Here is a 25,823-nt window from a genome sequence, read left to right as displayed (position 1 = left end):
GGTTCGGCTTGCTCTAGGAGCTGGAGCTCCCGCTGCTGCCGATTCCTCCTTTACTGATCCCTGACGATACCCCGCCCGTGTCTCCGCTGTTCAGCTTACTTCCGCTTCCGCTTGAGCCGCCTCCGTAATAGGTGCCTGAACGGCCTCCTCCCCCATTGTCGCAGTACCCGTCCTGATTGCGGTCGATGCAGTTATTGTCCGCGCACCCTGCGGTTCCCGCAGCTACCAGAGCTGATGCGACGAAAAGGGACAGGAGGCGCTTCGTCCGCGTGCCGCTCTTCGATTGGTCCATCTTGCATTTCTCCTCTCCGTTCACAGCAGCCGGCTGTTATACAGGCGAAGCATAGAAGACATACGTCTCGCGGTCCTCATCGACCTCGGTGCTTGTTCGCTCCCATTCCCGATCCTCGGCATACAAATAATTGGCCTGCATATGCAGCATCAGATCCAGCGTATCGGCGAACCGCAGCGTCTCCACCAGCCTGTAATCCGCCGTGCCCTCCCGGTACTCTCTGAGCTCCATATAAATACCGCGCGGCCCTTCCGCATCCGGCCTCCGCCATGACATGGTGCGCTCATCTTCCGCTTGTATGACGTAGATGACATAAGCGTCCGATTCTACGGCGCAGGACGTTTTTTCATAAACCTGCCCGTCCTTGACGAAGTAATCGCAAGCGAACCGGAGCGCCGCTTCATCCCGTCCGAGCCTGTCGTACTGATAGAGTACGGGGAATGTCTCATTTCCTTCTGTGTACAAACGATATTCCAAGCGTGCCATTCTTTCTCCTCCTTTCCCGAAGCTGTCTTTCTCCCGGCCTATTCCTGCTATACGCATAAAGCATGAGCCGGATTCGTTTTTCTGTATGTATCCGTTTGTTTCCTCTGGCTTAGACGCACCGGGGCAGGGGAAAGTTGCGAGGGATTGCCGTTTCGGATGCCCCTGCGCCAGCGGCCTCCAGGTGATCTCGTGGTCTACTTGCGGCTCATGGCCTGCTGCAGCGTCGTGACAAGGCTGCTCGCGTACCGTCCGATTGTCAGACTGACCTCCTGGCGCATAAATTCCTTGGTCATCTCCAGCCGGCCCTGGATTCCCCGGCACACATAGCGGTAACAAATAACCGCCTCATCCTTGCTGTCCTCCGTGAGCCGGATCTGGCTCTCGACCAGCGCTTTTTTCGATTTTTGCAAGTCCTCCCGCATTTGGCGAATCATGACTTTGGCTGCGGCTGCATAGACGGGCCTTAGCGTCTGCGACGACAGCTCCATGTCCCTGCTGTTTTTCTCCACGATGCGCAGCGCGACAGGCAAGATAATGGAGCGGCGCATCAGCTCCGTTTCCTTGGAGGTGGGCGGCGTCTTCTCTGCCTGCCGGGCCAGCATCGACTGCTCCTTATGCTGGGGAAGCATCATGCGGCTGGACTCCCACAAGCCATTGCCTTCAAGTTTTTTACTCATTTATAATGCCCTCCGATCTTCTGCGCTCTCTCCAGCGCCTGCCCGGACTTCGTCTTCGAGGAAGCCCGTATGATCGCCCCGCTGCCATAGCGGTCCTTGATGGAATCAATCACCTGATCCAGCGCCCTCGTCTTGATCTGGTCCTCGAACAACGTGAGCTGATACGTGCCGTCATCCGTAAGACCGCTCAGCGTTACTCCCAGACGGCGCACCGGCATCGCATCCCAGTGGCGGTAAAACAATACTTTGGCCGCCTCATAGACAGCATTCGTATGATGGGTGGGGTCCGGCAGCTTCATCTGTCTCGAGAAGCCCGTCGGTGTCTCATACGGACTGCACATGCAGCTTACGGTGACAACCCCGCCCATGTAACCCTTGTGCCGGCAATCGCGGCATACCTCCTCCGCCAGCTCCAGCAGAATCGTTTCGATCTCATCGCGCCGGGTATAGTCTCTAGGCAGCGTCATCATATGGCCGATGGATTTCGGCGGCGTATCGAACGTGCCCGGTGTAACGGGGGAATCGTCCAAGCCGTTCGCCGTTCTCCACATCACCTCGGCATGAATATCGCTTTGCTTGCCGAACCGGAGCCGGAACTTCTCCTTGAGCCGCGGCAGCGGCGTTCTCGCCACATCGCCGATGGTTAGCATGCCGAGCCGGGCAAAATGCTTCGTCATCCGCGATCCGACTCCGAACATCTTGCCTACCGGCTCCCGCCAGAGCTTCTCCTCGATCTCTGAGGCAGGCAGGACAAAGATGCCGCTCTCGTTCTTCTTCGCCCAGATATCGGTGGCCGCCTTCGCCAATATTTTATTGGGGCCGATCCCGATCCTGACCCGCACGCCGGTTTGCTGCATCACCTTCTGCTGGATCGACCGGGCTATGCCGACAGGGTCACCCAGCCGGTGGAGGCTGCCCGACACATCGATGAACTGCTCGTCGATGGAAAAAACTTCGACAAGATCGCTATATTCCTTGTAGATATCGCTGATCAGCAGAGACACATCGATGTAATGCTGCATCCGCGGACGCATCACAACAAGATCCGGGCATTTCTGAAGCGCTGCGCCTAACCGCTCGGCGGTAGTGACCCCGAAGCGCTTGGCCAGCGGACAGGCCGCCAGAATAATGCCCGAACGGCGTCTCGGATCGCCTGCGACCGCGACCGGCTTATCCCGGCATTCTGGGTGATCCGCCTTCTCGATGCTGGCATAGAAGCTCTCGCAGTCCGCCAGAAAAATCGTTCTCTCGCTCCCTGTAGTCATGGAGTCCGCCCCCGGAGGCCTGTCAGCATCGTCATCAGCTCGGCCTTGATCAAACTTCGGAGCATGCTAAAGCGGTGGATATACCCGCGCACCTTGTACTCCACCTGGATGCCCTGCGCGTTCCTGTTGGCTGTCAGTATCTGGATGTCCTGCTTCCTCATCCTCGCCTTGATCGCCTGCAGCTCAGCATGAATGAGGCCTTCCACCTGCTGGAGATACAAAATAACATGACTGTAAACAATCTTATCCTCGTACAGCTTGAGCTCCTCCATATCCCTGACCAGCATATCCAGTAAAATCGGCAGCAAAATGAAATCCTTGATGATATGAAGATCTTCCTCTTGTTCAATTCTTGGATTCATATTGGCATTCACCACCCCGGTATACGAACATTCATTCCCATTCATTATATACCGAACACACGTTCCTTATGCAAATGAATTTTCTGGAAGTCCCCCATGCATCCAAAGCCCCCGCAATAGGTTAACGGACAGGCTGCACTTGCACCGTGCAAGACATAGAAACTGGTTGACCTGATCATACAAAAAAACCAGAGCAGCTGTGGCTCCGGTTTTGAATAATCTATCTTCTAATGAATTTGCTTGCTTAACGTCCCGATCTCGGACTCGGACAAGCCAGCCCTTATATTTTAATACTCACCACGAGCATTACGGAGGCAATCAGGACCAGGAAGACGGAAACTGCGGCCACGTAACGGGACGGACGAACTCCGCTCTGTCTACCCTCGGCCAGCCGCTTCATTAGTCGGCTTCCCATCATGCCGAGCACGACAAGCGCCAGCAGAATCACCGTGCCCCCGCCCTTCTCCATCACTTCCAGCCACAACGGCTTATTTTTGCCGAGGTCCATACTAATGATCATCACCACTCCGCTGACCAGCAAGGCAACGGCGCCCGTATGGCCAATTCCTTGGAACACGCGAATCAGACGCACACCTGCCGCGCGAAGCTCCGGAGAACCTGCTTGCTTGCCGCCCACAGACAAAGTCACCGCTGCCGCGAGTAAAGCACCAAACCAAGCTGCCAGCCCTGCAAAGTGCAGAAATAACATCAAACCGAACATAAGATAGCCTCCCTTTCACCTTCTGGTTTCTTTCACCCCTCCATTGTAAAAGTATTATATAAACGGACAGTAAACAGCGCATTACATATCCGCTTCGGACCTCAACGGCAGCCTGACGACAAAGACAGCGCCCTGCCCCGGCACGCTGTATGCTTCGATCGTGCCGTTGTGCAGAGAGACGATCCGCGAAGCGATCGCCAGTCCCAGTCCGCTGCCGGATGCGGCGCTGCGGCTCCGGTTCTTGTCCGCCTTGTAGAAGCGCTCGAAAATATGCGGCAGATCCGCTGCCGGAATGCCGCTGCCGCTATCGCGAACGGTCACGATGGCCTGCCCACGCTCAGCAGCGAGACGGATCCCCAGCCATCCCCCCTCCGGGGAAAACTTGATCGCGTTCGTGATCAGGTTGATCCATACCTGGAACAGCAGCTGAGCATCGGCGGCCAGTGTGACCTCCTCCAGTTCGGGGTCGAGGGATAGCCCCTTCTCCGACCACTGCCATTCCGTGACGATCAGCGCCTGCCGGATCTGCTCGTCCAATCGGAACATAGACGACTTCAGCATACCCGCCTCCTTATCGAGTGCGGCCAGCGTCAGCAGTTGTTTGCCCAGTGAAGACAGACGCCTGCTTTCCTCCTCGATCAGCGCCAGGTACCGCTGACCCTCCTCTGGCGTTGCCTCTCCGGATCGCATCGCCTGGGCAAAGCCTTGAATGGTCGTCAGCGGAGACTGAATCTCGTGGGAGACGTTCGCTACGAACTCCTGCCGCATGTCATCCAGTTGCTTGAGCGAATCGGCCATTCGGGAAAAATGCCGCGTCAGATCACCCAGCTCGTCCTGACGGTTCACATCCACGGAGAAGCTATAATTGCCGGCAGCCAGCGCTGTCGTGGCCTTCGTAAGCTGCTTCACCGGCTTGACGATAAAGCGTGTGCAGACCATCATGAATACCATGCTCAGCACAAAGGTCAGCCCCAGCAGCACTCCGAGCAGACGGCGCACCTCCCCGATCTGCTGCTGCATATCCGGGCGAACGAACAGCGCATACGCCTCGCCCTGCCAGAGCACGCGCAGCCCCACTGTATTGGCTAGACTATTTTCGAAAAAACCGTTGACCATCAGCAGACGGCGCTCCTCCAGCAAGCCTTGGTACGTCTGTCCTGCCAATACCCGGCGGATCGATTCCTCGCCTAATGCCGTATCCTTGAACGGTGCACCGTAATAAGCTCCGTTCAGCTGTTCGTCAACGGCGTAGAGCTGAAAGCCCAATCTCCCCATATGCGACAAATATACCGGCAGCTCTGCACCGGGTAGCTCTTCGTATAACGCTCTCAGCTCACTCGCCACATGCAGCGCCTTCTGCTCGCTGGATGCCCTCAGCGCATCGAGATAATACCAATTCGTCAGAAGCAGCGCCAGCAGCCCGCTGATCATCGCGATCCCCACATAGGTCAGCACAATCCGGATGTACAGCGTCTTCATCCTCCATGCACCTCAAGCTTATAGCCCAGACCGCGCATCGTGGTGATGATAAAATCCCCTGTCCGATGCTGGAATCGTTCCCGCAGCCGGTTAATATGCACATCCACGGTCCGGCTGCCACCTTCGTAGTCCGCCCCCCAGATCAGCCGCAGCAGCTGCTCGCGGGTGAAAATACGTCCGGGATGCGCGGCCAGCTGGGCCAGCAGCTCAAACTCCTTCAGCGGCATAGGAACGGGCTCGCCGTCGATGCTCACCTCGTAGCTGCCCCGGTTAATCACCGTCTGGTTCAGCCGGATCTTCTCCGAGGACACCACCTGATACCGGCGCAGCAGCGCCCGGATGCGAAACAGCAGCTCCTTCGGCTCAAACGGCTTGACCATATAATCATCCGTGCCGGACAGAAATCCCTGCTCCTTGTCCCCCAGCTCTCCCCTCGCCGTCAGCAGAATCACTGGGATGTCGTAATGCTCGCGGATATGACGGCACAGCTCCCAGCCATTGCGGGCCGGCATCATCACGTCTACAACCGCCAGATGCACGGAATTTGTCTCCAGCAAGTGCACCGCCTGTTCCCCGTCTTCCGCCTCGATGACCAGATAACCTTCCTTTTGGAGCACAAGCCGCAGCAGCTCCCGAATAGGAGGATCATCATCCGCGACTAATAGACGGATTCTCATCTCCATCCCACTCCTCTCTCTAACCATTCGCTTCGCTCTTATCCTACCTCTCCCTAGTATGCCCGTTCCCGGCGCTCCGCGCAAAATCCCCCCACAAAGGGGGACTTAGCTGCGATGCTAATTCCAGCGCCGCTTGGCCAGACCCCCGACATGCTACACATCCTGTCCGCACCAAAAAGCCCGGCTGGTCAGCCGGGCCCTCAAGCCTTTCTGTATACATGCCTAGAAACCGCTGCGGACCGTATCCTGCCCGCTGTCGGCTACAGCTTCACCATTGCCTGAACCCCCATTGCCGAATACGCCGGTAGACTGACAGCGCTTGGAGGCAATCCGGATGCCGGCTTCGGAGCAGCGGAACAGTGCGTTGCCCGTCACCACATTATCAAGGCAGAACGAGCCGTCCTTCTCACCCAGTACCGATAGACTGATCCCCGTCTTCGCCCGGCGTACGTCATTGCCGGTCACCGTATTGGCATCGCTGTTGACCAACGTGACCCCTGCCGGGCAATCAACAATCTGATTGCCGGTGATCAGATTGCCGGTCGGGCGCTCCGTTTTGGCAGCAGCATCGCCTTCTAGGGCAATACCGGCCTCGGCCGCGCGCGCTACCATATTGCCTGCGATCACGTTGTCCGTACAGTAGCCCCGCAGCACAATGCCTTGACGACAGCTCGTATCCCCTTTGGACAGCCCGGCGGCGGTTACCTGATTGCCCTCGATCCGCAGACGAGAGCAAGGCTGGATCGGTGAGGAGACCGTAATCAGGGAAGCTTTGCAGGAGGAAGCAACATTATTCACAATCGAAGAGTAAGAACTGCCGGCCGTAATATAAATACAAGGCTTGTCCAGTTGGGTGAAGCGGTTGTTAGCTACGATATGCCGCTCCCCACCTTCCAGAAAAATCCCGTAGCCCTGGGAGGCAGCCTCCACCGGAACCATCGTATCGAACGAGCAATGCTCAATCGTTACCCCGCGACTCGTCCTCACCCCAATCCCGTTCACGATCCAATAGAAGGAACAATTTCGTACGACGACCTGTTCGCAATCCTTCAGGTCAACACCACGCTCCACCAGCTCTCCGCCCGGAACCAAGCCGTGACCCTCCAGACTCAGATGCTCGATGGTCGCCATCTTCACCTGATTGCCAAGCAGCAGCGGGATGCCCGAACGGATGGACTTGATCGTGGAAGCGCCGATTCCGTCCCCTACTAGACGGACTTTGGACAAAAGTACCAGACTGGAGTCGATCATATAGGTCCCCGCAGGGAAATACACCGTACCGCCGAAGCGTCCTCTCCCGGCCACCTCCATGGCCGCCCGGATCGCAGACGCATCATTTTCGTGGGCAAAGCCGTTGCCCTTCGCTCCGTAATCCTTCACGTTCACCCAACCGGGCGCGTTGCCGAAACTAGGCTGCCCCGGCGGGGAGACAGGTGCCGCAGCTGCCGATTTCAGGCCTCCGCCGAGCATAAGTCCCGCCGCAGTTGTCCCCATCGCAGCAATCAGCTTGCGGCGCGACCAGGTCTTCTCCCGCGGTGATTCCGATTCCGTTGACATGCCGATCACCTCACCAGCCAAATTCTAGTTATCTATAGAAATTATAGCTTTCCTCGCATCCTTTTACAAATGCAAGTTTCCCTTGATAGAATCGGCGGAATCCAGGCAAAACCGGCGGTAGCGGGAACGGATGGGGAATGCTTTTCGGCCCTGGAACTCAGAACTTAGGACGAAGTGACTCTACCATTTCTTCCATACAATCCCGGCTGATCAGCTTGCCTTTGAAGTAAACGAGATTTTCCGTATTCCCCGTAAAGATGCAGGCCGGTTCGTATTTGCGCAAAATCACACGGTCCCCGTCCACAAAAATTTCCAAAGCCTCCTTCTCGGCAATGCCGAGTGTACGGCGCAGCTCGATCGGAAGAACAACCCTTCCGAGTTCATCGACTTTTCTAACGATACCTGTTGCTTTCATCTGCTTGTCCTCCAGCCTCAACGATTGTATGTTGCTTTAATGAGTAATTATTACGTTTAATGAAAGTGTAAGGCCACTTACTTGCCTTGTCAACTTATTTCGACAAATATTCGACAAGGTTTGACTAGGACCTCTGTTTGTACAAATGGAAAAGAAGCCGCCTCCTCGTAGGTAACACCTACTTTGGAGACAGCCTCTTCGCTATGTCCTACCCTTTGATCGAACCGCTTGCGATTCCTTTGATAATATGCTTTTGCATCAATAAATAAAAGATGAACATCGGCAATATGCCCAGTACCAGCATCGGGAACATTTGGGTCCAGTCCGTAGAGAATTGTCCGACGTTGCGGTAAACCTCTAGCAGAATGGTGCCCTTTTCCCGAGACTGCAGGAAGAGCAGCGGGAATACAAAATCATTCCATATATTCAAGCTGACCAAAATGATGATGGTCGCCGTAGCGGGACGAAGCAGTGGGAAGGTGATCCGCCAAAAAATTTTCCCGACCCCGCATCCGTCGATACGAGCGGCTTCTTCCAGCTCGATCGGAATCGTCTTGATAAAGCCGTGAAAAATAAACGTTGCCATCGGCATGAATACGAACGAATAAATCAAGATAACCCCGACCTGGCTGTCAATCAAATGCATGGCTTTAATGAGCCGGTACAGAGGAATAATCGCCATTTGATAAGGAATCATGATGCCTGACAAAATCAGAAAAAAAATCGTTTTGTTGAGCTTATGGGGCCTGCGCGCCAGCGGGAAGGCCGCCATCGCACTGATGATGACGACGAGTGCAACCGAGGTCACCGTAATGATCAGATTATTGGTCAACACGTTCAAATAATTCATCGCGTTCCAGGCTTCCACATATTGTTGAAAGCTAAAATGTGTCGGAATGCTTAGCGGATGAGCGGCCGCTTCCTGCGGGCTTTTAAAAGTCGTCACAAATAAATAATAAATCGGAACGGCTACCAGAGCCGCCAAAGCTATCATCAAGATCTCAAGAACAACATGGAAAACATGATCCGATTTTCTCTGCTTGCGAGCGGTAGAGCTCATCATCCCAGCCTCTCCTCCCTATGCTGAAGATACTTGAGCAGGACAAAGGATATGGCTGCTGTTATAGCTAGAAACATGACCGCAATCGCCGAGCCGTATCCATAACGATATTCAGAAAAGGCCCGCTTAATTAAGATCGTCGTAATCGTCTCCGAGGAAGAACCGGGCCCCCCCTGCGTCATGGACATGACAATATCGAACACCTTGAGGCTTCCGACCATGGAATTGACTACGTTAATCGTCAGCGCTGGGGCCAGCAGTGGAAACGTAACATGGATGAACTGCTTCCATCGGCCTGCTCCGTCCATGTTGGCCGCCTCATAATAGTCCTGGGATATGCCTTGCAGATTGGCGAGATAAATTACCGCCGCCCAGCCGGTGAACTGCCAGACCGAAACAAACACGAGCGAATACATGACAATCTGCGGATTGCCCAGAAAGTTAATCTGCAACCCCATATTCCAGAACAGCCCTGTTTGCGGAGACATCATATAAGACCATAGAAAGCCGACGATCAACGGGCTTAACACCGCCGGAGCGAAAAAGACGAGCCGCAGAAACTGCTTCGTACGCAGCTTCGAATCAAGCGCAACGGCCAGAGGCACAGCCAGCAGGTTTTGCAGCAGCGTCATGAGAAACGCATACAGCAGCGTATGCTTGACGGCATCCACCATCACTTTATCCTTAAATAAGCTGATGTAATTTTTGATCCCGACAAATTGAAATTGCGGATTGAGCCCGGTCCAATTCGTCATGCTATAATAAACGCTTGATAACACCGGCCAAACAAAAAACAGCAGCAAGCCGCTCAGCGCAGGGATTAAAAATACTTGATATCTCCACTCCAGCCTGAATCGGCTCCAGGTTTCTCTCATCACTCGAATCACCCCGCAATAGCAGAGGCAACAGATGACTCCATTGCCTCCGTTCTTTAGTTTATAGCTTACTTGGGCATCGTTTCATACATCTCGTCGCGCTTCTGATCGGCAGACTTCTGCACGTCCGTCACAGACTTCCTGCCCCCTGCCAGATAATCCTGCATGGCTTTGCCATACTCGACAATGATAGCCTGCGCTCCGTACCATTCGTTCCAAGGCGCGAAGATTCTGCCCTCGGCCAAAGCCTCCTTGGCCCCATCCATAGCCGGATCCAGCGAAGCCTCCGTACCTTTGAGGAACAAGCCCCCGCCATACGTTTTTTGCGCCGCCAGCTGCGCTTCCGGTGTAGCCCAGAATTCCAGGAACGTTTTGGCTGCTTCCACATTTTTGGACGTTTTGCTGACAGCCCATGCAGCTCCAGGACCTCCCATCAGCCACGGCTTGCCTTCAATCGCGGGAATCGGGAAGAATCCGAGATTCAGATTCGCATTCTTTTTCTTCATACTCTCAATCGCCCAGTTGCCGGATTCCCACATCGCAGCTTTGCCTGTCGCAAACTCGTCCAAGGCCTGGTCGTAATCCATGCCGAGCATATCCGGCGTTAAGTAGCCCTGCTTCACGATCTCGGACCACTTCTCCAAGTACTTGTCGAACGTGCCGTTCATATTGACCTGCTTATTGCTGAATTTATCGCCCCACCCTTTGCTCGCCGGGTCGGAGAAGAAGCCTGCGTTAACCAGAGCCAGCGTCTGCTTCATCATTGGCTCCCAAGATTTCGCGCCCATAGCCTGCGGTTTAATTCCCGCCTGCTTCAGCTTGGCGTGAGCCTGCAGGAATTCATCCCAAGTCGTCGGTACCTGAGTAATCCCGGCTTTCTGAAACAAATCCTTGTTGTAGAAGATGCCTTCTACCCACGACATCCAAGGGATGCCGTAATTATGGCCTTTGTAAGTAAAGCTGGATAGTCCGGTTTCCTGAAACTTCTTCGTGAACGGTTCGTTCGTTAGATCGAGAGCAAACCCGGCTGCGGCGAGGTTACGGATCTGCGCCCCGACCTCAAACAAATCGGGACCTTCCCCAGAGGCCAATTTGGTATTGAGAATGTTATCGTACTGTTTATTATCCGTAAAATTAACATCGAGCTTAATTTCAGGATGCTTTTGCTGGAACAAATCGAAGGCTCCCTTGAGCTGTTCCTCTTTATCCCAAATCATGAGCTTCAGGACGGTTTGTTTCTTTGCTGCCGAGGTGTCAGCCGGTTGGGCTTTGCCGTTTCCCCCTGTGGCAGCCTGTTGATTGTCGCTTGCGCAGCCTGTGAGAATGGCCGTCGTACCCATAAGCAGCACGATACCGGATGCCAATACTTTTTTCATCTTCATCCCCCTGAACTGGATAGATATTATTGAGAACGATTTCATTGTAAGTGTTTTCATACAAGGATTGAAGAAACGAAGTTATGATTTTCTAATCCGATGTTACGCTCTTTTCGTACAAGATTCTCCGGTATTCGGATGGCGTCATCCCGACCGTTTTTTTGAATACCTTGCTCAAATAGCTGGCGTTCTCATAACCGACCGTGAGCGCGATCTCATAATTTTTCATCTCCGAGCTGAGCAGATCCTTCGCTCGATCCACTCGAAGATTCGTTAAGTAATCCCAGAACGTCAGCGATGTTTCTTCCTTGAACAAATTGCAGAAATAATTTTTGCTTAAATTCACGTATTCCGAAACTTCCTCCAGGGAAATCGGGCGGTTCAAGTGCTGTTTCGCATACGCTTTGGCTTTATCCACAATCGATTTATCGACATGAATGCACTTGGCTTCCGCAATCAGCTGTTCGCTTACGGAAACGCCCAGACAAATCAATTCCGTCAGGCTCCGGCATTCCCGGAAAGCTTCGGGATGCAATCCGTTCAAGCTGTGCAGTGCAGCCCCATGCTCCTCCCAGAAGTAAGCCTTTACATAAACGAATAGTTCGTGGAAAGCATCCGCCACCTGCTCCGGATCCATGGACGGGCTCCGCCGCAGTTCCTCGATCCATGTCCGAAATTCCTCGATGTCATCAAGCCTGATCCGTCTATATAGCTTCTCGGAGATTTTCTGCTTCCCTTGGATCCCGCTCCACTCGGGAGGCGGGGCGGACAATGGAACGTTGACTGCTTGAATCACCTTCACCTGCTCCTCGTAAAAATGAATCCGATCTGCACGCAATGTGCTTTGAATCGATGCTTGCAGCGGCTCCAATCTGGTGGCAGAAGCTCCGACTGTCATCGAGATCGTGCAGCCCAAGCAATCCCGGGCAAATCGTTCCACGCACTCCGGGAAAGCAGCGGGCGGATTCAGACCGTCGTCCACTGCCAATAAAACGTGGCCTTCCCGAATGACGAACAAGGCAAAATCAAATGTACCTTCAAAATAAGTATGCAGCAGCTCCAACCAATCCGCCTGAAGCTTGCCATGCTCCCCAGCCTGTCTCCCCGGCCGGAAGCCTATCATAACGGGCCTCAGCACAGGCTTCTGCGATTTCAAGCCGAAATTCCGAAGAATATCCGCAGCTTCAGCAGGACCGGTAGAAGGGTCCAGAAGCTGAATGAGCCATGGTTTATGAGACATGGAGATGGAATCCCTCACCGATTCCAGCAGCAGCTTGCGCTTGCGTTCTTGCTCTTCCCGTTTCAATTCGATTGAAGCATCCTGCAGCATCTTCTCCAGTTCCATTTCATCGAGAGGCTTGAGCAAATAACCGTAGCCCCCATATCTCATCAGCTCCTGAGCGTAGGAAAATTCTGAATAGGCGCTAAGCGCAATAACCTTCGGTTTTATCCCGGCTTCCTTCATATGCCGGATGAGCTGAAGGCCATCCATTCTTGGCATTCGGATGTCTGTCAGTACCACATCCGCACCATGCTCCAAGATATGCTGCAGCGCTTCTTCGCCGTCGTAAAACCGGCCGGTCACGCGAAATCCGTAATTTTTCCAAGGAATTCCATACTCCAGTGCCTCAACGATTGTCGGGATATCATCAATCAATACAACCGAAAACATCCGTAATTCCTCCTCATAAGCTTTACTTGCATCTAGGATTGTAGGATTGGGAGAGCAAGCCTGACCCGCGTCCAGGAGCCTTCCTGGCTTTCTACAGACAACCCGTACGCCTGGCCGAACTTTAACACGAATCTCCGCTGCACATTCAACAAAGCGATATGGTCCCCCTGATCGTTCGCAAGTGTATCCAGATTGGCCCGAAGCTCCGCCAGCGCTGCGTTCGAGATTCCCGTCCCGTTGTCCCAAATTTCAAGAATCGCTTGCTTATCACGGATATAGCCCGTTATGCGAATAGATCCGCTTCGCTTCAGGCCAGCAAAGGCATGGGCAAAGCAATTTTCAACGATCGGTTGAATGGACAATCTGGGGATTTGGCAGGCCAGCAAGCGGTCGTCGATATGAATCTCATATTCACATGGAGTCCTCAGCCATTTAATCTGAATTTCGAGATAATGCTTGAGATGGCTGATTTCATCTTCCACCGTCACCATATAATCTTCTTTGCCGATGGTATACCGGAATTGATGGCCGAGCAAAGTCACCAGCCTGCTGATATCTGAAGTATTTCCAAGCATCGCAAGCGACTTGATCGTCTGCAGGGTGTTGTACAGAAAATGCGGATTGATCCTAGCTTGCAGCGCCCGAAGCTGCGAATCCTTCTGCTCCAGCTCCAGCCGGTAAGCCTGATTGATCAGGTCATTGATTCGGTGTACCATCAGATCAAAACGGCTGCTCAATACATCAATTTCAACATAGCTCTGATTCAACGGCTCAACCTTCCATGTCCCCTGACCGATCCATTTTTCGATGCTGGTCATGCGGCTCATGAGCTTTTTGATCGGAGAGGTGATCCGGTTGGAGATCACATAAGCAATGAGCCAGACCATAGGCAGGATCAGCAGAAAAAGAAGGATGATGATCAACCGGAATTCCCTGATTTTCTTGGTCACTTCCGCAATCGGTACTCCGAGAACGATGCTCCAATTATTGATTTTCGATTGCGCGTATACGTAAAGGGTATGGTTCGTCCCTGTCCCCTCCATGTAGTAACCGCTTTCACCAGAGGGGCTAAATGCCTCTAAGAACGAAGCAGGGGCCGTATTCGAATTGCTGAATACCAGCTGCTGATGGTTGTCCAGCAAATAAACGTGATAGCCGGGACTGATCTCCAGCCGCTCAAGAATCGCCGATATTTTACTCATGTTCAAGTTGACGATGATCGCGCCGATGTTGTTGTGGTTCATGTAAATATCCCTAATCGGTGCTATGGCCGAAACGGTCAATGTATTTACGGCATCGGAGTCGTAATAGTAATCTTGCTTATGGGGACCTACAAAAATGCTCTGGCTCTTCATCGCGGTGAGCTCCGGAAACCACTCCGCCTGGTCGAACGCATAAGTCGGACGAACGGATTTTTTGGCTGAGTCAAAGCTTTTACCATCCATTTTCGTAATGATGATATCGTCAATATCCGGCTTGAAGGCAGTCAAATCATTCAAATACCTCTGAACCTCCCGAATATTGTCCAAGTAAAACTTCATCCCCGTTGCGGTCCCGCTAGTACCGCTAGTGCCCCTCACCCCGACCTGAATCGAAGAACTGACCGAAGCGTCCAGCAGAGTCTCCTGCACTTCATTGAAGTAATAATCGATATTGGCCATGACTTCTTTCGTAATCGTAAGCGAAGTTATCCGTGATTGTTCAATAAAGTAATTGGAAAAAAAGACATAAGAGGCATACAAAATTGCTATAAGCAAAATGAAGATAATCACGAAAAAATGAAGCATGAAGGCCGTCTTGATAGAATGCTTTCGCTTCCATACAGGAATAAAAGATAGGTTCATTAACATTCCCCTCAGACCAAGATAATAGCTTATGGAACCATATAGTGAGTAGATTAAGCGCTTACCCTAACATTGGAAAGCAGTCGAGTTCAAGTGCAGGTCACTGAACTCGACCTTTTCATCATGATGACGGAACAATAGCCCGCTTGTTTTTTACGCATGCCCCGCCTCTGCCCAAATTTCCCCTTCAGGAAGGGCTTCATGAGTTCAAGCGATCAGCGGAACATGGACCACAATTTAATCAGATGGAACGTATTGTTCGGATCGATTTTCTGCGAAATGACGAAGCTTACCAAATGCTCGGCCTGCTGATCGCTCACTCGCTCCCCGAGCGCCTTGGTCAGCATGCCCACGAACCGGCGGACCTTCGTTCGATCCTGCAGATCGGCTTTCGTCACGCCATGCAGAATCATTTTCACCCGTTCCTTCGTTTCCGGATGCTTCATCTTCTGCTTAATCCGCTCGATCTGTACGGGATCAAAACCGTGTTTGGTATAACTCACGGCGCGCACCTCCGTTTCCTTCTGACTTTGTCATCCGACCCTACAAAGTAAGTCTATGACGGAGGGCTTGACCATGTGTACCGTTTTATGATGAGAAGCCGATCACCTGCCGCCTAGTCCAGCAGATCGCTGTCGAAGATATGCTCGCGCTGGAGGAAAGCCCTCAGCGGAAGGTAAGGAGCGCCGGTCCAGAAGTCGGCGAGACGGACCAGCTCTGCCGCATCGTCGCGCGCCTGCTCCATCGTCTCGAAGTCGACGACCATATCCGCAAGACGGAAATCCGGCACGCCACTCTGCTTCGTGCCGAAGAAATCGCCGGGACCGCGCAGCTCCAGATCGCGCCGGGCGATCTCGAAGCCGTCGTTCGTATCCGTCATCGCCTTCATGCGTTCCTTGCCCACCTCATTCTTCGGGTCGGCGATCAATACGCAATAGGACTGATGCTCGCCCCGTCCGACGCGTCCGCGCAGCTGATGGAGCTGCGACAGGCCGAACCGGTCGGCGTCGTAGACGATCATCAGCGTCGAATTCGGCACGTCGACACCGACCTCGATAACGGTCGTCGACACCAGCACATGCACGCGCCCTTCGCTGAATTCGCGCATGATCTCATCCTTCTCGGACGGATTCATCCGCCCATGCAGCAGACCGACGCGGTAGGCAGGAAATGCGAACTGCAGCTGCGCGTGAATATCGATCGCATTCTGCACGTCCAACTTCTCGGATTCCTCGATCAGCGGGCAAATGACATAAGCCTGGCGCCCTGCCTCCACCTCCCGGCTAATAAAGCCCAGCACGCGTTCCAGCAGCGAATGCGGAACCGAGTAGGTCAGAATCGGCTTGCGTCCCTTCGGCAGCTCGCGCAGCGTTGAGACATCCAGATCGCCGAATGCCGTAATCGCCAGCGTCCGCGGAATCGGCGTCGCCGTCATCGACAGGACGTCGGGATTCATCCCCTTACGCCGCAGCACGCTGCGCTGATTGACCCCGAAGCGATGCTGCTCATCAGTGACCACAAGCCCCAGTGCCCGGAAGAAGACATCCTCCTGGATCAGCGCATGGGTGCCAACGACGATATCGACCAGCCCCATCTGCATCGAAGCAAGTACCTCCCGCCGCTGCTTGGCGGTCAAACTGCCGGTCAGCAGCGCTGTCTGGATGCCGTATGGCTCGAATAGCCGGTCCAGCGAGCGCTTGTGCTGCTCCGCGAGGATCTCCGTCGGGACCATCAGCGCGCCCTGATAACCTGCCTTGACAACGGCAAATAGCGAGATAGCCGCGACTACCGTTTTCCCTGCACCTACATCGCCCTGGAGGAGCCGGTTCATACAGTACGGCTGCTGCAGGTCATCCAGAATCTCGGCGGTTACTTTCTTCTGCGAATCCGTCAGCGTGAACGGCAGCGAGCGGACAAAGGTGCGGACGGCAGGCAGATCGACCGGGTGGGCCACTCCATCCGCCCGCTTATGGTTCAGTGCCCGGTAAGCCTGCATCTTGAGCTGGAACAGGAACAGCTCCTCGTACACCATACGCCTCCGCGCCCTTTGCCCGCGTGCCAGATCGCCCGGCATATGCAGCAGGCTGACCGCCGTCTTGCGGGGGAGCAGGTCATACCTGCGCAGCAGCTCAGCCGGCAATACCTCCGGGATCAGCTCAGCGAACTGGAGCAGCGCCTGCCGGGTGATCTGCCTGAACCACTTCTGCGTCAGGGCCGCCGTCAGCGAATAGACCGGCTGCAGCGTTCCGGTCTGCGAATTGCCTTGCCCTGGGATTTCGGCCTCCGTCACGGTCAGCTGAGACCGCTTCTGGTCCCACTTGCCAGTAAGTACCAGCTCCGCTCCGCTCGCCAGCTTGTCCTTCATAAAATGCCTGTTGAACCAGACCGTTGTCACAAACCACGTGTCAACCATCACCTTGCAGGTCATGCGGGATTTGGTGCGGCCGTACATCTGCAATTGCGGGATGCCGACAATCTTGGCTTGCACCGTAATCTTGTCTCCATCCTTTACCTCGGTCAAATCACGCAGCGTGTAGTCTTCGTAGCGAAAGGGATAATAATCAAGAAGCTGCCCCACGCTGGAGATTCCCAGTGTGTGCAGCTCCTCTAGCTTCTTGCCCTTCACACCGACGACTTGACTGACCGGAAGGCCATACAAATCTATCGACATGGTCAATCACTCCTGGTAAAAGTTGTTCCGCTCGTTCTCCTCATTCCTGCAGCCAGCTTTCTGATGCAGAATGTTGACTCGGGAAACTTGCCCTAATAAGCGGGAAAAGCGAACACGGCAATCGTCCCCGGTCCAGTATGTGTCCCGATCACAGAGCCGATCTGGGTATAAGAGATGCTTTCAATCTGAAGCAAAGGCTTCAGCTGGGATTCGAGCTCCTTCACATTTTCCTGGCCCTTGGAATAAGCGAGAGACAGGTGGACCGGACGGTCTCCAAAGTCTGTTTGCAGCATGTTCCCGATCCGGGCAATCGCCTTCTTGGTGCCCCGGACCTTATCGACCGAGTACACCTGGCCCTCGTCATGGATGGATAATATCGGCTTGATGTTCAGAAGCGAGCCGAACAGGGCCGCCGCCTTGCCAATTCTCCCGCCCCGATGCAAATATTCCAGCGTGTCGACCAGGAAGTAAATCCGGGTGCCGCTGCGCAGCTTATCAATCAACGCCAGAATGTCTTCCTTGCTCTTGCCCTGTCTGGCAGCGCTCGCCGCCGCGACGGCGAGCAGTCCGAAACCATATGAGGCTGACCTGGAGTCGTATACCGTCACATCGGCCTTATCCTCGATCATGGATTTCGCAAGCTGCGCCGACTGGAAGGTACCGCTCATCGCCGAGGAGAGATGCAGCGAAATAATCGGTCCGCTGCCTGCATCCGCCAGCTTCTGGTACACTTCTAGAAACTCTACAGGCGATGGCTGGGACGTTGTCGGCGAAACCTTGGAACCGGCCAGACGGTCATAGAACTCGTCGGCACTGATATCCACCGCATCGCGAAACGCTTCCGAGCCGAACAACACCTGCAGCGGCACCGTCTCGATGCCCAGTTCCCTGCGCAGCTCCGCCGGAATGTCCGAGGTACTGTCGGTAACGATACGTACTTGGCTCATAGGCCTCCCCCTATTCAATGAATTCTGCTATTCCGCAGAAATAATATAATAATACAATGGTTGTCCGCCGTCATGCACTTCGATCTCAACATCTGCATAAGCTTCCTGGGCATAATCGACCAGTTGCTGAGTCGTGTCGCTGACCGCGTCCTCTCCCGCGTACAGTGTCAAGATTTCCGCGCCGTCAGCCAGCAGGCTGTCAATCAGCCGGCTGCAGGAAACGGTCAGATCCGGATCAGAGACCACAATTTTACCGTTATGAATCCCGATATAATCGCCCTGCTTAATCTCGATGCCGTCCATCTGCGTATCACGTACGGCATAAGTGACCTGCCCTGCCTGTACGTGCCGGGCGGCCTCGTTCATAGCCTCCGTATTATCCTCCGCAGACGCACCTTCCTGGAAGGCGATCGCCGCGGCTAAGCCTTGCGGAATGGATTTGCTCGGAATCACGATCAGCGTCTTGTCCTCGATCAGGCCGGCAGCCTGCTGAGCAGCCATGATGATGTTGGAGTTATTGGGCAGCACGAACACGGTACGGGCTTCGACCTCTGACACAGCCTTCACGATATCCTCCGTACTCGGATTCATCGTCTGGCCCCCATGGAGCACTTGATCGACGCCCAGGCTGACGAAGATGCCGCTCAGGCCCTCGCCCGCAGACACAGCTACGAAGCCGTAAGGCTTCAAGGAATTCGAGGCTCCGGCAAGCTCCCCAGCCTCTGATGTCCCGTCCGGAACAGCCGGAGCCGTAACAGCCGTTTCTTCGCCATGCAGCGCGCCCCCCTGACTGCCTGCCATCATCTCCGACTCCAGAATATGAGTATGCTGATCGCGCATATTCTCGATCTTGATACGGCTCAATTCGCCGTACTGCTGGGCATGGGTCATCACCGTACCCGGATATTCGGCATGAATATGCACCTTGACAATGTCGTCGTCCGCGACGACAAGCAAGGAATCGCCGAATGCCGACAGGTCGCTACGGAACCTTCCTTCATCGAAAGTCTGGGAACCCGGCTTGGCCTTATCCAAACGCACCATGAACTCCGTACAATACCCGAACTCGATATCCTCGGTAGCCATATGCGCCTGGGCGCTTCTCGGCTCCGCATGGGCTATCCGAGCTTCCAGCAGCTTCACCTGCTCGACCAGATCGCCCAGCGGCTGCACGGCACCGAAGGCGACGTAAGGCATATCGGCCGGCTCGATGATCTCGTGCTCCGATTCCTGCTCCAGCACAGCCTGGAAGCCCTCGTAGATCAGCATCAGGCCTTGTCCGCCAGAATCGACAACCCCCACCTGCTTCAGCACGGGCAGCAGATCAGGGGTCCGGTCCAGAGCCTCCTGTCCGCTGCGGACCAGCTCAGCCAGCACCGCCGCGATGTCTGGCTGGCGCTTGGCAGCAGTAACGGCATGTCTTGCCGCCTCCTTGGCAACGGTCAGAATCGTTCCTTCGACCGGTTTGACGACCGCCTTGTACGCCATATCCACGCCGTTCTGGAATGCCGCCGCCACCGCCTGGGCGCTAGCCGATTCCAGATCCGAGACTGCCTTGGCGAAGCCGCGGAACAGCTGCGACAGGATCACGCCCGAGTTGCCTCGGGCGCCCATCAGCAGACCCTTGGCCAGTACCTCGGCGGCTTTGCCCAGATGAGCGGAAGGCTTGCGCCGCAGCTCCTCCACGCCTGAGGTTAGCGTCAGATTCATATTCGTACCAGTGTCCCCATCCGGAACCGGAAAAACGTTAAGCGCATTGACCCGGTCGACATTCGTCCTGAGCCGGAGTGCTCCTTCCTCCACCATGCGGATAAAATCCGTTCCGTTTAATTCAATGAAGCGCTTACTCAAAAAGACCATTCCCCTTCCTGCTGCTCCCTATCGCGCCGGCCTGACCGGTCGCCGTGCTGCCCTTGTAGTCTTATTGCGCAATACGTACGCCCTGAACGAAGATATTGACGGCTTCCACCTGGAGTCCGGCCACCTCGCGCAGCATATATTTGACCTTGGTCTGCACATTATGTGCGACAACAGAGATTTTCGTACCATAGCTGACGACTATATAAAGGTCGATCGCGAGGATCCCGTTCTCGTCACGGTGCAGCTCAACCCCGCGGCTCAGGTTATCCCTGCGCAGCAGCTCGGCGATTCCGTCCTTGAACGAATTGCGCGAAGCCATCCCGACGAGGCCGTAGCAATCCAGTGCTGCAGAGCCTGCGAGTATGGAGACCACATCATCCGTCACATATATTTTTCCGTAAGGTGAAGCCAGTTCGACAGCCATCTCCACAACTCTCCTTTTATTTACATCATACGATGGACTATATGAAGATCCTACAGTCGTCTTTGAAGGCGCTTCAACCAACTGCTTTTGTTCCATTGTACTATAAGTATAAGAAGAAATAAACAAACAAGCGGGAATTGCGGTAAGATTCGCCAGCGTTACGTTGACGGCCCAACCGCTCTATGCTATGATATTTAAGTATGTTTATGAGTGTGTATGTTGTAAGGAGGTGTAATAGATGTCCCGCAAATGTTTTATCACTGGCAAAAGCCCTAGCACCGGTAACCATGTATCCCATGCCAATAACAAAGCAAAACGTACATGGGGAGTCAACGTCCAGAAGGTTCGTATTCTGGTGGACGGCAAGCCTAAGCGTGTTTGGGTAAGCACCAAGGCTTTGAAATCCGGTAAAGTTACCCGTGTGTAACTTTTCGCTTGCAGACAAAAAGCACCTGGCCTCAGGTGCTTTTTTTGTTGGCCTCCAACCCTGGAGGCCGTTGCTGCAGGGATCGCCGAACCGGAGGATGAGGGGTCCGCTGTACGCTCGGTGAATAAGGCCTTCTGCGATTCGAATGAGGCTGCGATCGCCGTTGCTCCCGACTCTCCGCTCGCCAATCGCCGAATCTTCTAGTTCTTGCTGAACGTATTCAGCACGGCTTTCACGAAGCCACCTAAAAATTTCGGAAGCTTGATTGTGTAGAATTTCATTTTGCACCCTCCTCCCAAGCTTTGCTTGCAAAGCCACTTTCGTAAGTGAGCAGGAATTCCGGGCTTTGCACCGCAAAGCCGATTGACAGATCTCTCTCCCGCCCAACTCTGTCTCTAGCAGGGCCGATGGCGGAGTGTCCTCTTGCTTACACCCTCCCCGCCGCCGCCTTGCCGCCTGTGCAGGCATGGCCCGCACATCGTCTCCTCAGAAGTATATTCCGCCGCTGGGCAAAACGTGACTTGAATCATCCGCAACCTTTCCTGCAGATGCTCGCAGCAGCAAGCCGGTACGGTGAGACGGAGACTCTTTCTGCACACAAAAAAGGCTACAAAAGCCTTTCAACTTTTGTAACCATGTTATGCCGCGAGTCGGCTATTTATGCAATTTTCTGTCCTACTTCGCCAAAGTCTCAAGCCCCTCTTCCCGCTAGGCAGGAGGAGGAAGCTGCATAAACTGATAGATCGCATAGAAGAACGTATACACAAAATACGAAGCAACAGCCGTGCACACGAACCCGATGCGCATACCTCGCGAATCATTGCGGATGAAGAATTGATAACCTATGTAGAGCGCTCCCAAGGAAAACACAAACTTGAACAGGTCATCCAGAACGGAGAAGATAAAGATCAGGCCGCCGCAAAGCATGCCGAATAAAATCACTTTCAGCACTCGCATCCGCCCGATCAGCTTCCTTCCCCGCGAATGGCGCGAATCGCCGCGGCACGGTCCGATTGCCCGAACACCGCGTTGCCCGCCACGAGTATCGTTGCTCCCGCTTCAGCCACCTGCCGGGCCGTAACAGGGTTAACGCCCCCGTCCACCTCGATCTCGACGTGGGATAAGCCTCGCTGGTCCAGCAGGCTGCGCAGCTGCCTAATTTTGCCGAGCATGGCCGGAATGAAGCTCTGCCCGCCAAATCCGGGGTTAACCGTCATGATAAGTACCAGATCCAGAAGCTCCAGCGGAGCATATTCGAGTGCCGTTAGCGGGGTAGCCGGATTCAGAACAACGCCGGCCTTGACGCCGGATTCCTTAATGCCATGCAGCGTACGGTCCAGATGCGGGCACGCTTCCGCATGAACGGAGATCAGATCCGCTCCGGCTTTAGCGAACGCCGGGACATATCGATCCGGCTGCTCAATCATCAGATGTACATCCAGAAACAGCTGAGTTTTAGGCCTTAGTGCCTCAACCACCAGAGGGCCGAAGGTGATATTCGGTACGAAATGACCGTCCATCACATCGATGTGCAGCCAGTCGGCTCCGCTACGCTCGACATCGGCGACTTCCTCGCCCAATTTTGAAAAATCTGCGGATAAAATAGATGGTGCAATGCGCAGCATCACTAATACCTCCTCTTTTGATCCCGAATTTCTTCGAGAAATTGGGTATAGCTGGAGAATCGCGAATCCGCGATCAAGCCCAGCCCGTGCGCCTCCTGTACCTTACAGTCCGGCTCATGAAGATGCAGACAGCCGCGGAAGCGACAGCGTGACGAGTAGGCAGCGAATTCGCGGAAGCAAGCTCCCAGCCCGTCGGCATCGACCTGCAGGAAGTCAAGCTGGCTGAACCCTGGCGTGTCAGCGACGATACCGCCGCCCGGCAGACGAAGCAGCTCGACATGACGGGTCGTATGCTTGCCCCGGCCCAGCTTCATGCTGATCTCGTTCGTCTCCAGCCGAAGCCCGGGGATCATCGCGTTCAATAAGGACGACTTGCCTACCCCCGATTGTCCGGCAAACACACTGATCCGCCCGGACAACCGCTCCAGCACCCGCTCGACGCCAATCCCTTCCTTGGCACTCGTCAGGATGACCGTGTAGCCGATGGATTCATATAGACGGACCACCTCATCCAGGCTCTGCGGTACGCTGGCAGCATCCAGAGAAGAAGCTTCTTCCTCGCCTGCTTCCGGCGAAGCCCACAGATCCCGCTTGGTCAGGCAAATCACCGTCTCCAGTCCCGCACTCTCTGTGTGAACCAGGAACTTGTCCAGCAGCGGCAAGTTCAAGGCCGGTTCATTGACGGAGAATACGAGCACCACCTGGTCCACATTGGCGATAGGCGGACGGATAAGCTCCGAGGTGCGGGGCAAAATCTCCATCACCGTTCCTTCTCCATTATCGGTCAGCTCGTAGGCGACCCGGTCTCCAACAAGGGGAGAAACGCCGCGCTTCTTAAATATTCCCCGAGCCCGGCATTGGATCGACTCGAGCTCGGTCGTATGCTCAGGCAGCACGTAATAATAACCGCTCAATGCCTTGACGATCAATCCGCTCGGCATTATGAATTCCGCCCTCCCGTAGATGTTGTCGTTGTCGTATTCGCTCCTCCTCCGCCGGCTGGAGGCTGCGTCCCGCCTGCACCGTTGGCAGGCGGATGAGCTCCTTCTCCGGGTTGCTTGGCTCCATCTGCCGGAGGAGTTCCCGTGCCGATGTTCGGCGTTCCTGTGCCCGGCGTTACGGGCTTGCCGCTTTTTTGATCCTGATAATCCTTGTAATTTACGGTAGTTATGTCTGCCGTCTTGTTATCCACCTTGATCTGAATCACAGCCTCTTTATCCGGTGATACCGTCAGCTTGACCTGCAGCATCTCGGTTTTCGTGACATCATTCAGTGTCTGATATTCAAATGGCGTATCGTAGACGGCATCCGTCAGCAAAATTTTAACCGTAGACGGCGATCCTTCCTTGGCCGGCTTGATCGGTACGTTCACCGTCATCTGCCCAGCCTCAGGCGGCAGCCCCGAGCTCACAATCAAAGAAATTTCCGAGCCGGGAGCTACGTCATCATTAGGCTTGAACGGGAACTGATCCATCACCTTGCCCTTGGACTGCTTGTAGCTGGCTTCCTGTGTAATGCCATCCTTGGCCAGCTTCAGACCGCTTACGAGAATCATGTTCTTGGCTTCTTTCTCCGTCTTGCCGATCAGATTAGGCATCTTGACCGTTTCTATGCCTTTGGAAACGGTCAGCTTGACCATCACCGCAGCAGGATCGAGAAACTCCGTCAAGGCTGCAGGCTGCTGTTCGACAACCGTATCCGGCTCGACGTCCATGAACTTAGGATCGACCACGATATTTGTATCGGGAATACCAAGCTGCTTCAGTTGTGCCCTGGCCTCACTCAGCTTGAACTTGTTCAAATCCGGCAGCTTGAGCTTATCCGGTCCTTGGCTGACGGATAGAATAACCTTGGAGCCGACATTGACCTTTATCATCGCCGGACTTTGCCTGATCACCGTGTCTTTGGGCGAGTTTTTCTCATCCTTCACATACTCAGGGACCGGTTCTAGCTTGGCATTCACCAGCTCCTGATGCGCCTGCGCGAGCGTTTTGTTGACGACGTTAGGAACATCCACGGTTTCAATCGCGACCCGCTTCTTTACCTCGCCGACAGCGTACCACATGCCGCCCAGGAGGCCGATCATCACAATGATCAGCACAAGAGGCTTCACCCATCTGTTCTTCCTGGGGGTAGCTTCTTCCTCATCATCATCCTCCGGCTCGTCGGCTCCTGCAGACCGCTCCAGCTCGTACTGTCCCGGCCGCAGCGCAGGCATGACCCGGGTCCGCTCCTCGTCGAGCTCGTCATCATCAACGAAGCTGACCTTCGCTTCATTACGCCGCTGCGGGAGCAGGCACGTATCCAGATCAGCCAGCATATCGACCGCCGAACGGTAACGCTCCGACGTGCTCTTCCGCATCGCACGCAGAATGACATTTTCCACACTCTGGGGAATTAGCGGATTGACCTTACGCGGCTCCTCTACATCCTCCTGCAGATGCTTGAGCGCTACACTGATCGGGCTTTCGCCGAGAAAGGGCAGGCGGCCCGTCAGCATCTGGTACATCACAATCCCCAGCGAATATAGATCGGACTGCTCGCCCGTCGGCGTTCCCTTAGCATGCTCCGGCGAAAAATAATGAACAGAGCCGACTACGGAGCCCGTCTGTGTAATCGTCGAGGAAGTGACTGCGCGGGCGATGCCGAAGTCGGTCACCTTGACGCGGCCATTCTTGCCGATTAGAATATTGTGCGGCTTGATATCACGATGTATGATCTGATTATGATGGGCATGGTCGAGAGCGTCGCAGATCTGGCTCGCGATATGGACGGCTTCCTCCACCTGCAGCGGCGCTCTGGCCTTGATCAAATCATTGAGCGTCGTGCCTTCGACATATTCCATAACAATATAATGAATATCATCTTCCTGACCGACATCATAGATGCTGACTACATTCGGGTGGGATAAGGAAGCGGCTGCTTGAGCTTCCCGGCGGAAGCGCTGGATGAACTCCTCGTCATGCACATACTGCTGGCGCAGTACCTTAACGGCAACATGGCGGTGAAGCAGCATGTCCAGTCCCTTATATACAATAGCCATACCGCCGCCGCCGACGCGCTCGAGAATTTCATATCTCCCTCCTAGCTGTCTGCCGATCATTCCATTCC

The 25,823-nt window shown here is 54.4% G+C and carries 26 protein-coding genes; 1 reads left to right on the top strand and 25 read right to left on the bottom strand.

Annotation, left to right across the window (positions count from 1 at the left end):
* Nucleotides 1–13 precede the first annotated feature (13 nt).
* From WMW72_RS29130 to WMW72_RS29035, 20 genes are all read right to left on the bottom strand, one after another.
* On the bottom strand, nt 14–292 hold the full coding sequence (locus tag WMW72_RS29130) for a hypothetical protein (protein WP_341419107.1): 279 nt from the start codon (nt 290–292) through the stop codon (nt 14–16).
* Between the two features lie 36 nt (nt 293–328).
* The gene (locus WMW72_RS29125) at nt 329–778 is read right to left on the bottom strand and encodes a hypothetical protein (RefSeq protein ID WP_341419106.1); all 450 of its coding nucleotides are present in this window, start codon (nt 776–778) and stop codon (nt 329–331) included.
* 194 nt (nt 779–972) lie between these two features.
* Nucleotides 973–1,455, bottom strand: coding sequence for a YhjD family protein (locus WMW72_RS29120; protein WP_341419105.1), 483 nt, complete (start codon nt 1,453–1,455; stop codon nt 973–975).
* The gene (locus WMW72_RS29115; protein WP_341419104.1) at nt 1,452–2,720 is read right to left on the bottom strand and encodes a DNA polymerase IV; all 1,269 of its coding nucleotides are present in this window, start codon (nt 2,718–2,720) and stop codon (nt 1,452–1,454) included. Before WMW72_RS29115 ends, WMW72_RS29120 begins: the two co-directional genes overlap by 4 nt.
* Entirely contained in the window at nt 2,717–3,082 is a 366-nt protein-coding gene (locus WMW72_RS29110; protein WP_341419103.1) for a YhjD family protein, read from the bottom strand. The genes WMW72_RS29115 and WMW72_RS29110 overlap by 4 nt, the downstream gene beginning before the upstream one ends.
* 280 nt (nt 3,083–3,362) lie before the next feature.
* Complete coding sequence (locus WMW72_RS29105) at nt 3,363–3,803, bottom strand: hypothetical protein (RefSeq protein WP_341419102.1); 441 nt, start codon at nt 3,801–3,803, stop codon at nt 3,363–3,365.
* Between the two features lie 81 nt (nt 3,804–3,884).
* Nucleotides 3,885–5,282 (bottom strand): sensor histidine kinase, encoded by a 1,398-nt coding sequence (locus WMW72_RS29100; RefSeq protein WP_341419101.1) that lies wholly within the window; start codon nt 5,280–5,282, stop codon nt 3,885–3,887.
* On the bottom strand, nt 5,279–5,959 hold the full coding sequence (locus WMW72_RS29095) for a response regulator transcription factor (RefSeq protein ID WP_341419100.1): 681 nt from the start codon (nt 5,957–5,959) through the stop codon (nt 5,279–5,281). Before WMW72_RS29095 ends, WMW72_RS29100 begins: the two co-directional genes overlap by 4 nt.
* Nucleotides 5,960–6,181: 222 nt before the next feature.
* The gene (locus WMW72_RS29090; protein ID WP_341419099.1) at nt 6,182–7,516 is read right to left on the bottom strand and encodes a right-handed parallel beta-helix repeat-containing protein; all 1,335 of its coding nucleotides are present in this window, start codon (nt 7,514–7,516) and stop codon (nt 6,182–6,184) included.
* Between the two features lie 157 nt (nt 7,517–7,673).
* A complete protein-coding gene (locus WMW72_RS29085) occupies nt 7,674–7,931 on the bottom strand; it encodes an AbrB/MazE/SpoVT family DNA-binding domain-containing protein (protein ID WP_341419097.1) in 258 nt (85 codons plus the stop codon).
* Between the two features lie 208 nt (nt 7,932–8,139).
* Complete coding sequence (locus tag WMW72_RS29080; RefSeq protein ID WP_341419096.1) at nt 8,140–8,994, bottom strand: carbohydrate ABC transporter permease; 855 nt, start codon at nt 8,992–8,994, stop codon at nt 8,140–8,142.
* Nucleotides 8,991–9,866, bottom strand: coding sequence for a carbohydrate ABC transporter permease (locus tag WMW72_RS29075; protein WP_341419095.1), 876 nt, complete (start codon nt 9,864–9,866; stop codon nt 8,991–8,993). The genes WMW72_RS29080 and WMW72_RS29075 overlap by 4 nt, the downstream gene beginning before the upstream one ends.
* A 68-nt stretch (nt 9,867–9,934) precedes the next feature.
* On the bottom strand, nt 9,935–11,242 hold the full coding sequence (locus WMW72_RS29070) for an ABC transporter substrate-binding protein (protein ID WP_341419094.1): 1,308 nt from the start codon (nt 11,240–11,242) through the stop codon (nt 9,935–9,937).
* Nucleotides 11,243–11,333: 91 nt separating this feature from the next.
* Entirely contained in the window at nt 11,334–12,914 is a 1,581-nt protein-coding gene (locus WMW72_RS29065; protein ID WP_341419093.1) for a response regulator, read from the bottom strand.
* A gap of 32 nt (nt 12,915–12,946) precedes the next feature.
* Nucleotides 12,947–14,758: a sensor histidine kinase gene (locus tag WMW72_RS29060; RefSeq protein WP_341419092.1), complete on the bottom strand. Its 1,812-nt coding sequence runs from the start codon at nt 14,756–14,758 to the stop codon at nt 12,947–12,949.
* A 215-nt stretch (nt 14,759–14,973) separates the two neighbouring features.
* Nucleotides 14,974–15,261, bottom strand: coding sequence for a stage VI sporulation protein F (locus WMW72_RS29055; RefSeq protein WP_341419091.1), 288 nt, complete (start codon nt 15,259–15,261; stop codon nt 14,974–14,976).
* A gap of 113 nt (nt 15,262–15,374) precedes the next feature.
* Nucleotides 15,375–17,429: an ATP-dependent DNA helicase RecG gene (gene recG / locus WMW72_RS29050; RefSeq protein ID WP_341419090.1), complete on the bottom strand. Its 2,055-nt coding sequence runs from the start codon at nt 17,427–17,429 to the stop codon at nt 15,375–15,377.
* A gap of 92 nt (nt 17,430–17,521) precedes the next feature.
* Entirely contained in the window at nt 17,522–18,376 is an 855-nt protein-coding gene (locus WMW72_RS29045; RefSeq protein ID WP_341419089.1) for a DegV family protein, read from the bottom strand.
* Between the two features lie 27 nt (nt 18,377–18,403).
* Nucleotides 18,404–20,236 carry a DAK2 domain-containing protein gene (locus WMW72_RS29040; protein WP_341419088.1) on the bottom strand — a complete coding sequence of 611 codons (1,833 nt, stop codon included), beginning with the start codon at nt 20,234–20,236 and terminating at the stop codon, nt 18,404–18,406.
* A gap of 61 nt (nt 20,237–20,297) precedes the next feature.
* The gene (locus WMW72_RS29035; protein WP_341419087.1) at nt 20,298–20,660 is read right to left on the bottom strand and encodes an Asp23/Gls24 family envelope stress response protein; all 363 of its coding nucleotides are present in this window, start codon (nt 20,658–20,660) and stop codon (nt 20,298–20,300) included.
* Between the two features lie 238 nt (nt 20,661–20,898).
* Here WMW72_RS29035 and rpmB point away from each other — a divergent pair, with 238 nt between their 5' ends.
* On the top strand, nt 20,899–21,087 hold the full coding sequence (gene rpmB / locus WMW72_RS29030) for a 50S ribosomal protein L28 (protein ID WP_054798201.1): 189 nt from the start codon (nt 20,899–20,901) through the stop codon (nt 21,085–21,087).
* A 200-nt stretch (nt 21,088–21,287) separates the two neighbouring features.
* Here rpmB and spoVM read toward each other — a convergent pair whose 3' ends face one another.
* The 5 genes from spoVM to pknB form a co-directional block, all read right to left on the bottom strand.
* The gene (gene spoVM, locus WMW72_RS29025; protein WP_014652194.1) at nt 21,288–21,368 is read right to left on the bottom strand and encodes a stage V sporulation protein SpoVM; all 81 of its coding nucleotides are present in this window, start codon (nt 21,366–21,368) and stop codon (nt 21,288–21,290) included.
* Nucleotides 21,369–21,795: 427 nt separating this feature from the next.
* Entirely contained in the window at nt 21,796–22,044 is a 249-nt protein-coding gene (locus tag WMW72_RS29020; RefSeq protein WP_341419086.1) for a hypothetical protein, read from the bottom strand.
* A gap of 8 nt (nt 22,045–22,052) precedes the next feature.
* A complete protein-coding gene (gene rpe / locus WMW72_RS29015) occupies nt 22,053–22,712 on the bottom strand; it encodes a ribulose-phosphate 3-epimerase (protein ID WP_341419085.1) in 660 nt (219 codons plus the stop codon).
* 2 nt (nt 22,713–22,714) lie between these two features.
* Nucleotides 22,715–23,653: a ribosome small subunit-dependent GTPase A gene (gene rsgA, locus WMW72_RS29010; protein WP_341419084.1), complete on the bottom strand. Its 939-nt coding sequence runs from the start codon at nt 23,651–23,653 to the stop codon at nt 22,715–22,717.
* Entirely contained in the window at nt 23,653–25,815 is a 2,163-nt protein-coding gene (gene pknB / locus WMW72_RS29005; RefSeq protein WP_341419083.1) for a Stk1 family PASTA domain-containing Ser/Thr kinase, read from the bottom strand. Before pknB ends, rsgA begins: the two co-directional genes overlap by 1 nt.
* Nucleotides 25,816–25,823 lie beyond the last annotated feature (8 nt).

This window comes from Paenibacillus filicis, from assembly GCF_038070315.1.
Lineage (GTDB): Bacteria > Bacillota > Bacilli > Paenibacillales > NBRC-103111 > Paenibacillus_G > Paenibacillus_G filicis.
This window is presented reverse-complemented; position numbering and strand designations above follow the sequence as displayed.

Coding starts and splice junctions, on each gene's coding strand:
- WMW72_RS29130 (WP_341419107.1), bottom strand. CDS start 292: ATGGACCAATCGAAGAGCGGCACGCGGACGAAGCGCCTCCTGTCCCTT.
- WMW72_RS29125 (WP_341419106.1), bottom strand. CDS start 778: ATGGCACGCTTGGAATATCGTTTGTACACAGAAGGAAATGAGACATTC.
- WMW72_RS29120 (WP_341419105.1), bottom strand. CDS start 1,455: ATGAGTAAAAAACTTGAAGGCAATGGCTTGTGGGAGTCCAGCCGCATG.
- WMW72_RS29115 (WP_341419104.1), bottom strand. CDS start 2,720: ATGACTACAGGGAGCGAGAGAACGATTTTTCTGGCGGACTGCGAGAGC.
- WMW72_RS29110 (WP_341419103.1), bottom strand. CDS start 3,082: ATGAATCCAAGAATTGAACAAGAGGAAGATCTTCATATCATCAAGGAT.
- WMW72_RS29105 (WP_341419102.1), bottom strand. CDS start 3,803: ATGTTCGGTTTGATGTTATTTCTGCACTTTGCAGGGCTGGCAGCTTGG.
- WMW72_RS29100 (WP_341419101.1), bottom strand. CDS start 5,282: ATGAAGACGCTGTACATCCGGATTGTGCTGACCTATGTGGGGATCGCG.
- WMW72_RS29095 (WP_341419100.1), bottom strand. CDS start 5,959: ATGAGAATCCGTCTATTAGTCGCGGATGATGATCCTCCTATTCGGGAG.
- WMW72_RS29090 (WP_341419099.1), bottom strand. CDS start 7,516: ATGTCAACGGAATCGGAATCACCGCGGGAGAAGACCTGGTCGCGCCGC.
- WMW72_RS29085 (WP_341419097.1), bottom strand. CDS start 7,931: ATGAAAGCAACAGGTATCGTTAGAAAAGTCGATGAACTCGGAAGGGTT.
- WMW72_RS29080 (WP_341419096.1), bottom strand. CDS start 8,994: ATGATGAGCTCTACCGCTCGCAAGCAGAGAAAATCGGATCATGTTTTC.
- WMW72_RS29075 (WP_341419095.1), bottom strand. CDS start 9,866: ATGAGAGAAACCTGGAGCCGATTCAGGCTGGAGTGGAGATATCAAGTA.
- WMW72_RS29070 (WP_341419094.1), bottom strand. CDS start 11,242: ATGAAAAAAGTATTGGCATCCGGTATCGTGCTGCTTATGGGTACGACG.
- WMW72_RS29065 (WP_341419093.1), bottom strand. CDS start 12,914: ATGTTTTCGGTTGTATTGATTGATGATATCCCGACAATCGTTGAGGCA.
- WMW72_RS29060 (WP_341419092.1), bottom strand. CDS start 14,758: ATGAACCTATCTTTTATTCCTGTATGGAAGCGAAAGCATTCTATCAAG.
- recG (WP_341419090.1), bottom strand. CDS start 17,429: ATGTCGATAGATTTGTATGGCCTTCCGGTCAGTCAAGTCGTCGGTGTG.
- WMW72_RS29045 (WP_341419089.1), bottom strand. CDS start 18,376: ATGAGCCAAGTACGTATCGTTACCGACAGTACCTCGGACATTCCGGCG.
- WMW72_RS29040 (WP_341419088.1), bottom strand. CDS start 20,236: ATGGTCTTTTTGAGTAAGCGCTTCATTGAATTAAACGGAACGGATTTT.
- WMW72_RS29035 (WP_341419087.1), bottom strand. CDS start 20,660: ATGGCTGTCGAACTGGCTTCACCTTACGGAAAAATATATGTGACGGAT.
- rpmB (WP_054798201.1), top strand. CDS start 20,899: ATGTCCCGCAAATGTTTTATCACTGGCAAAAGCCCTAGCACCGGTAAC.
- spoVM (WP_014652194.1), bottom strand. CDS start 21,368: ATGAAATTCTACACAATCAAGCTTCCGAAATTTTTAGGTGGCTTCGTG.
- WMW72_RS29020 (WP_341419086.1), bottom strand. CDS start 22,044: ATGCGAGTGCTGAAAGTGATTTTATTCGGCATGCTTTGCGGCGGCCTG.
- rpe (WP_341419085.1), bottom strand. CDS start 22,712: ATGCTGCGCATTGCACCATCTATTTTATCCGCAGATTTTTCAAAATTG.
- rsgA (WP_341419084.1), bottom strand. CDS start 23,653: ATGCCGAGCGGATTGATCGTCAAGGCATTGAGCGGTTATTATTACGTG.
- pknB (WP_341419083.1), bottom strand. CDS start 25,815: ATGATCGGCAGACAGCTAGGAGGGAGATATGAAATTCTCGAGCGCGTC.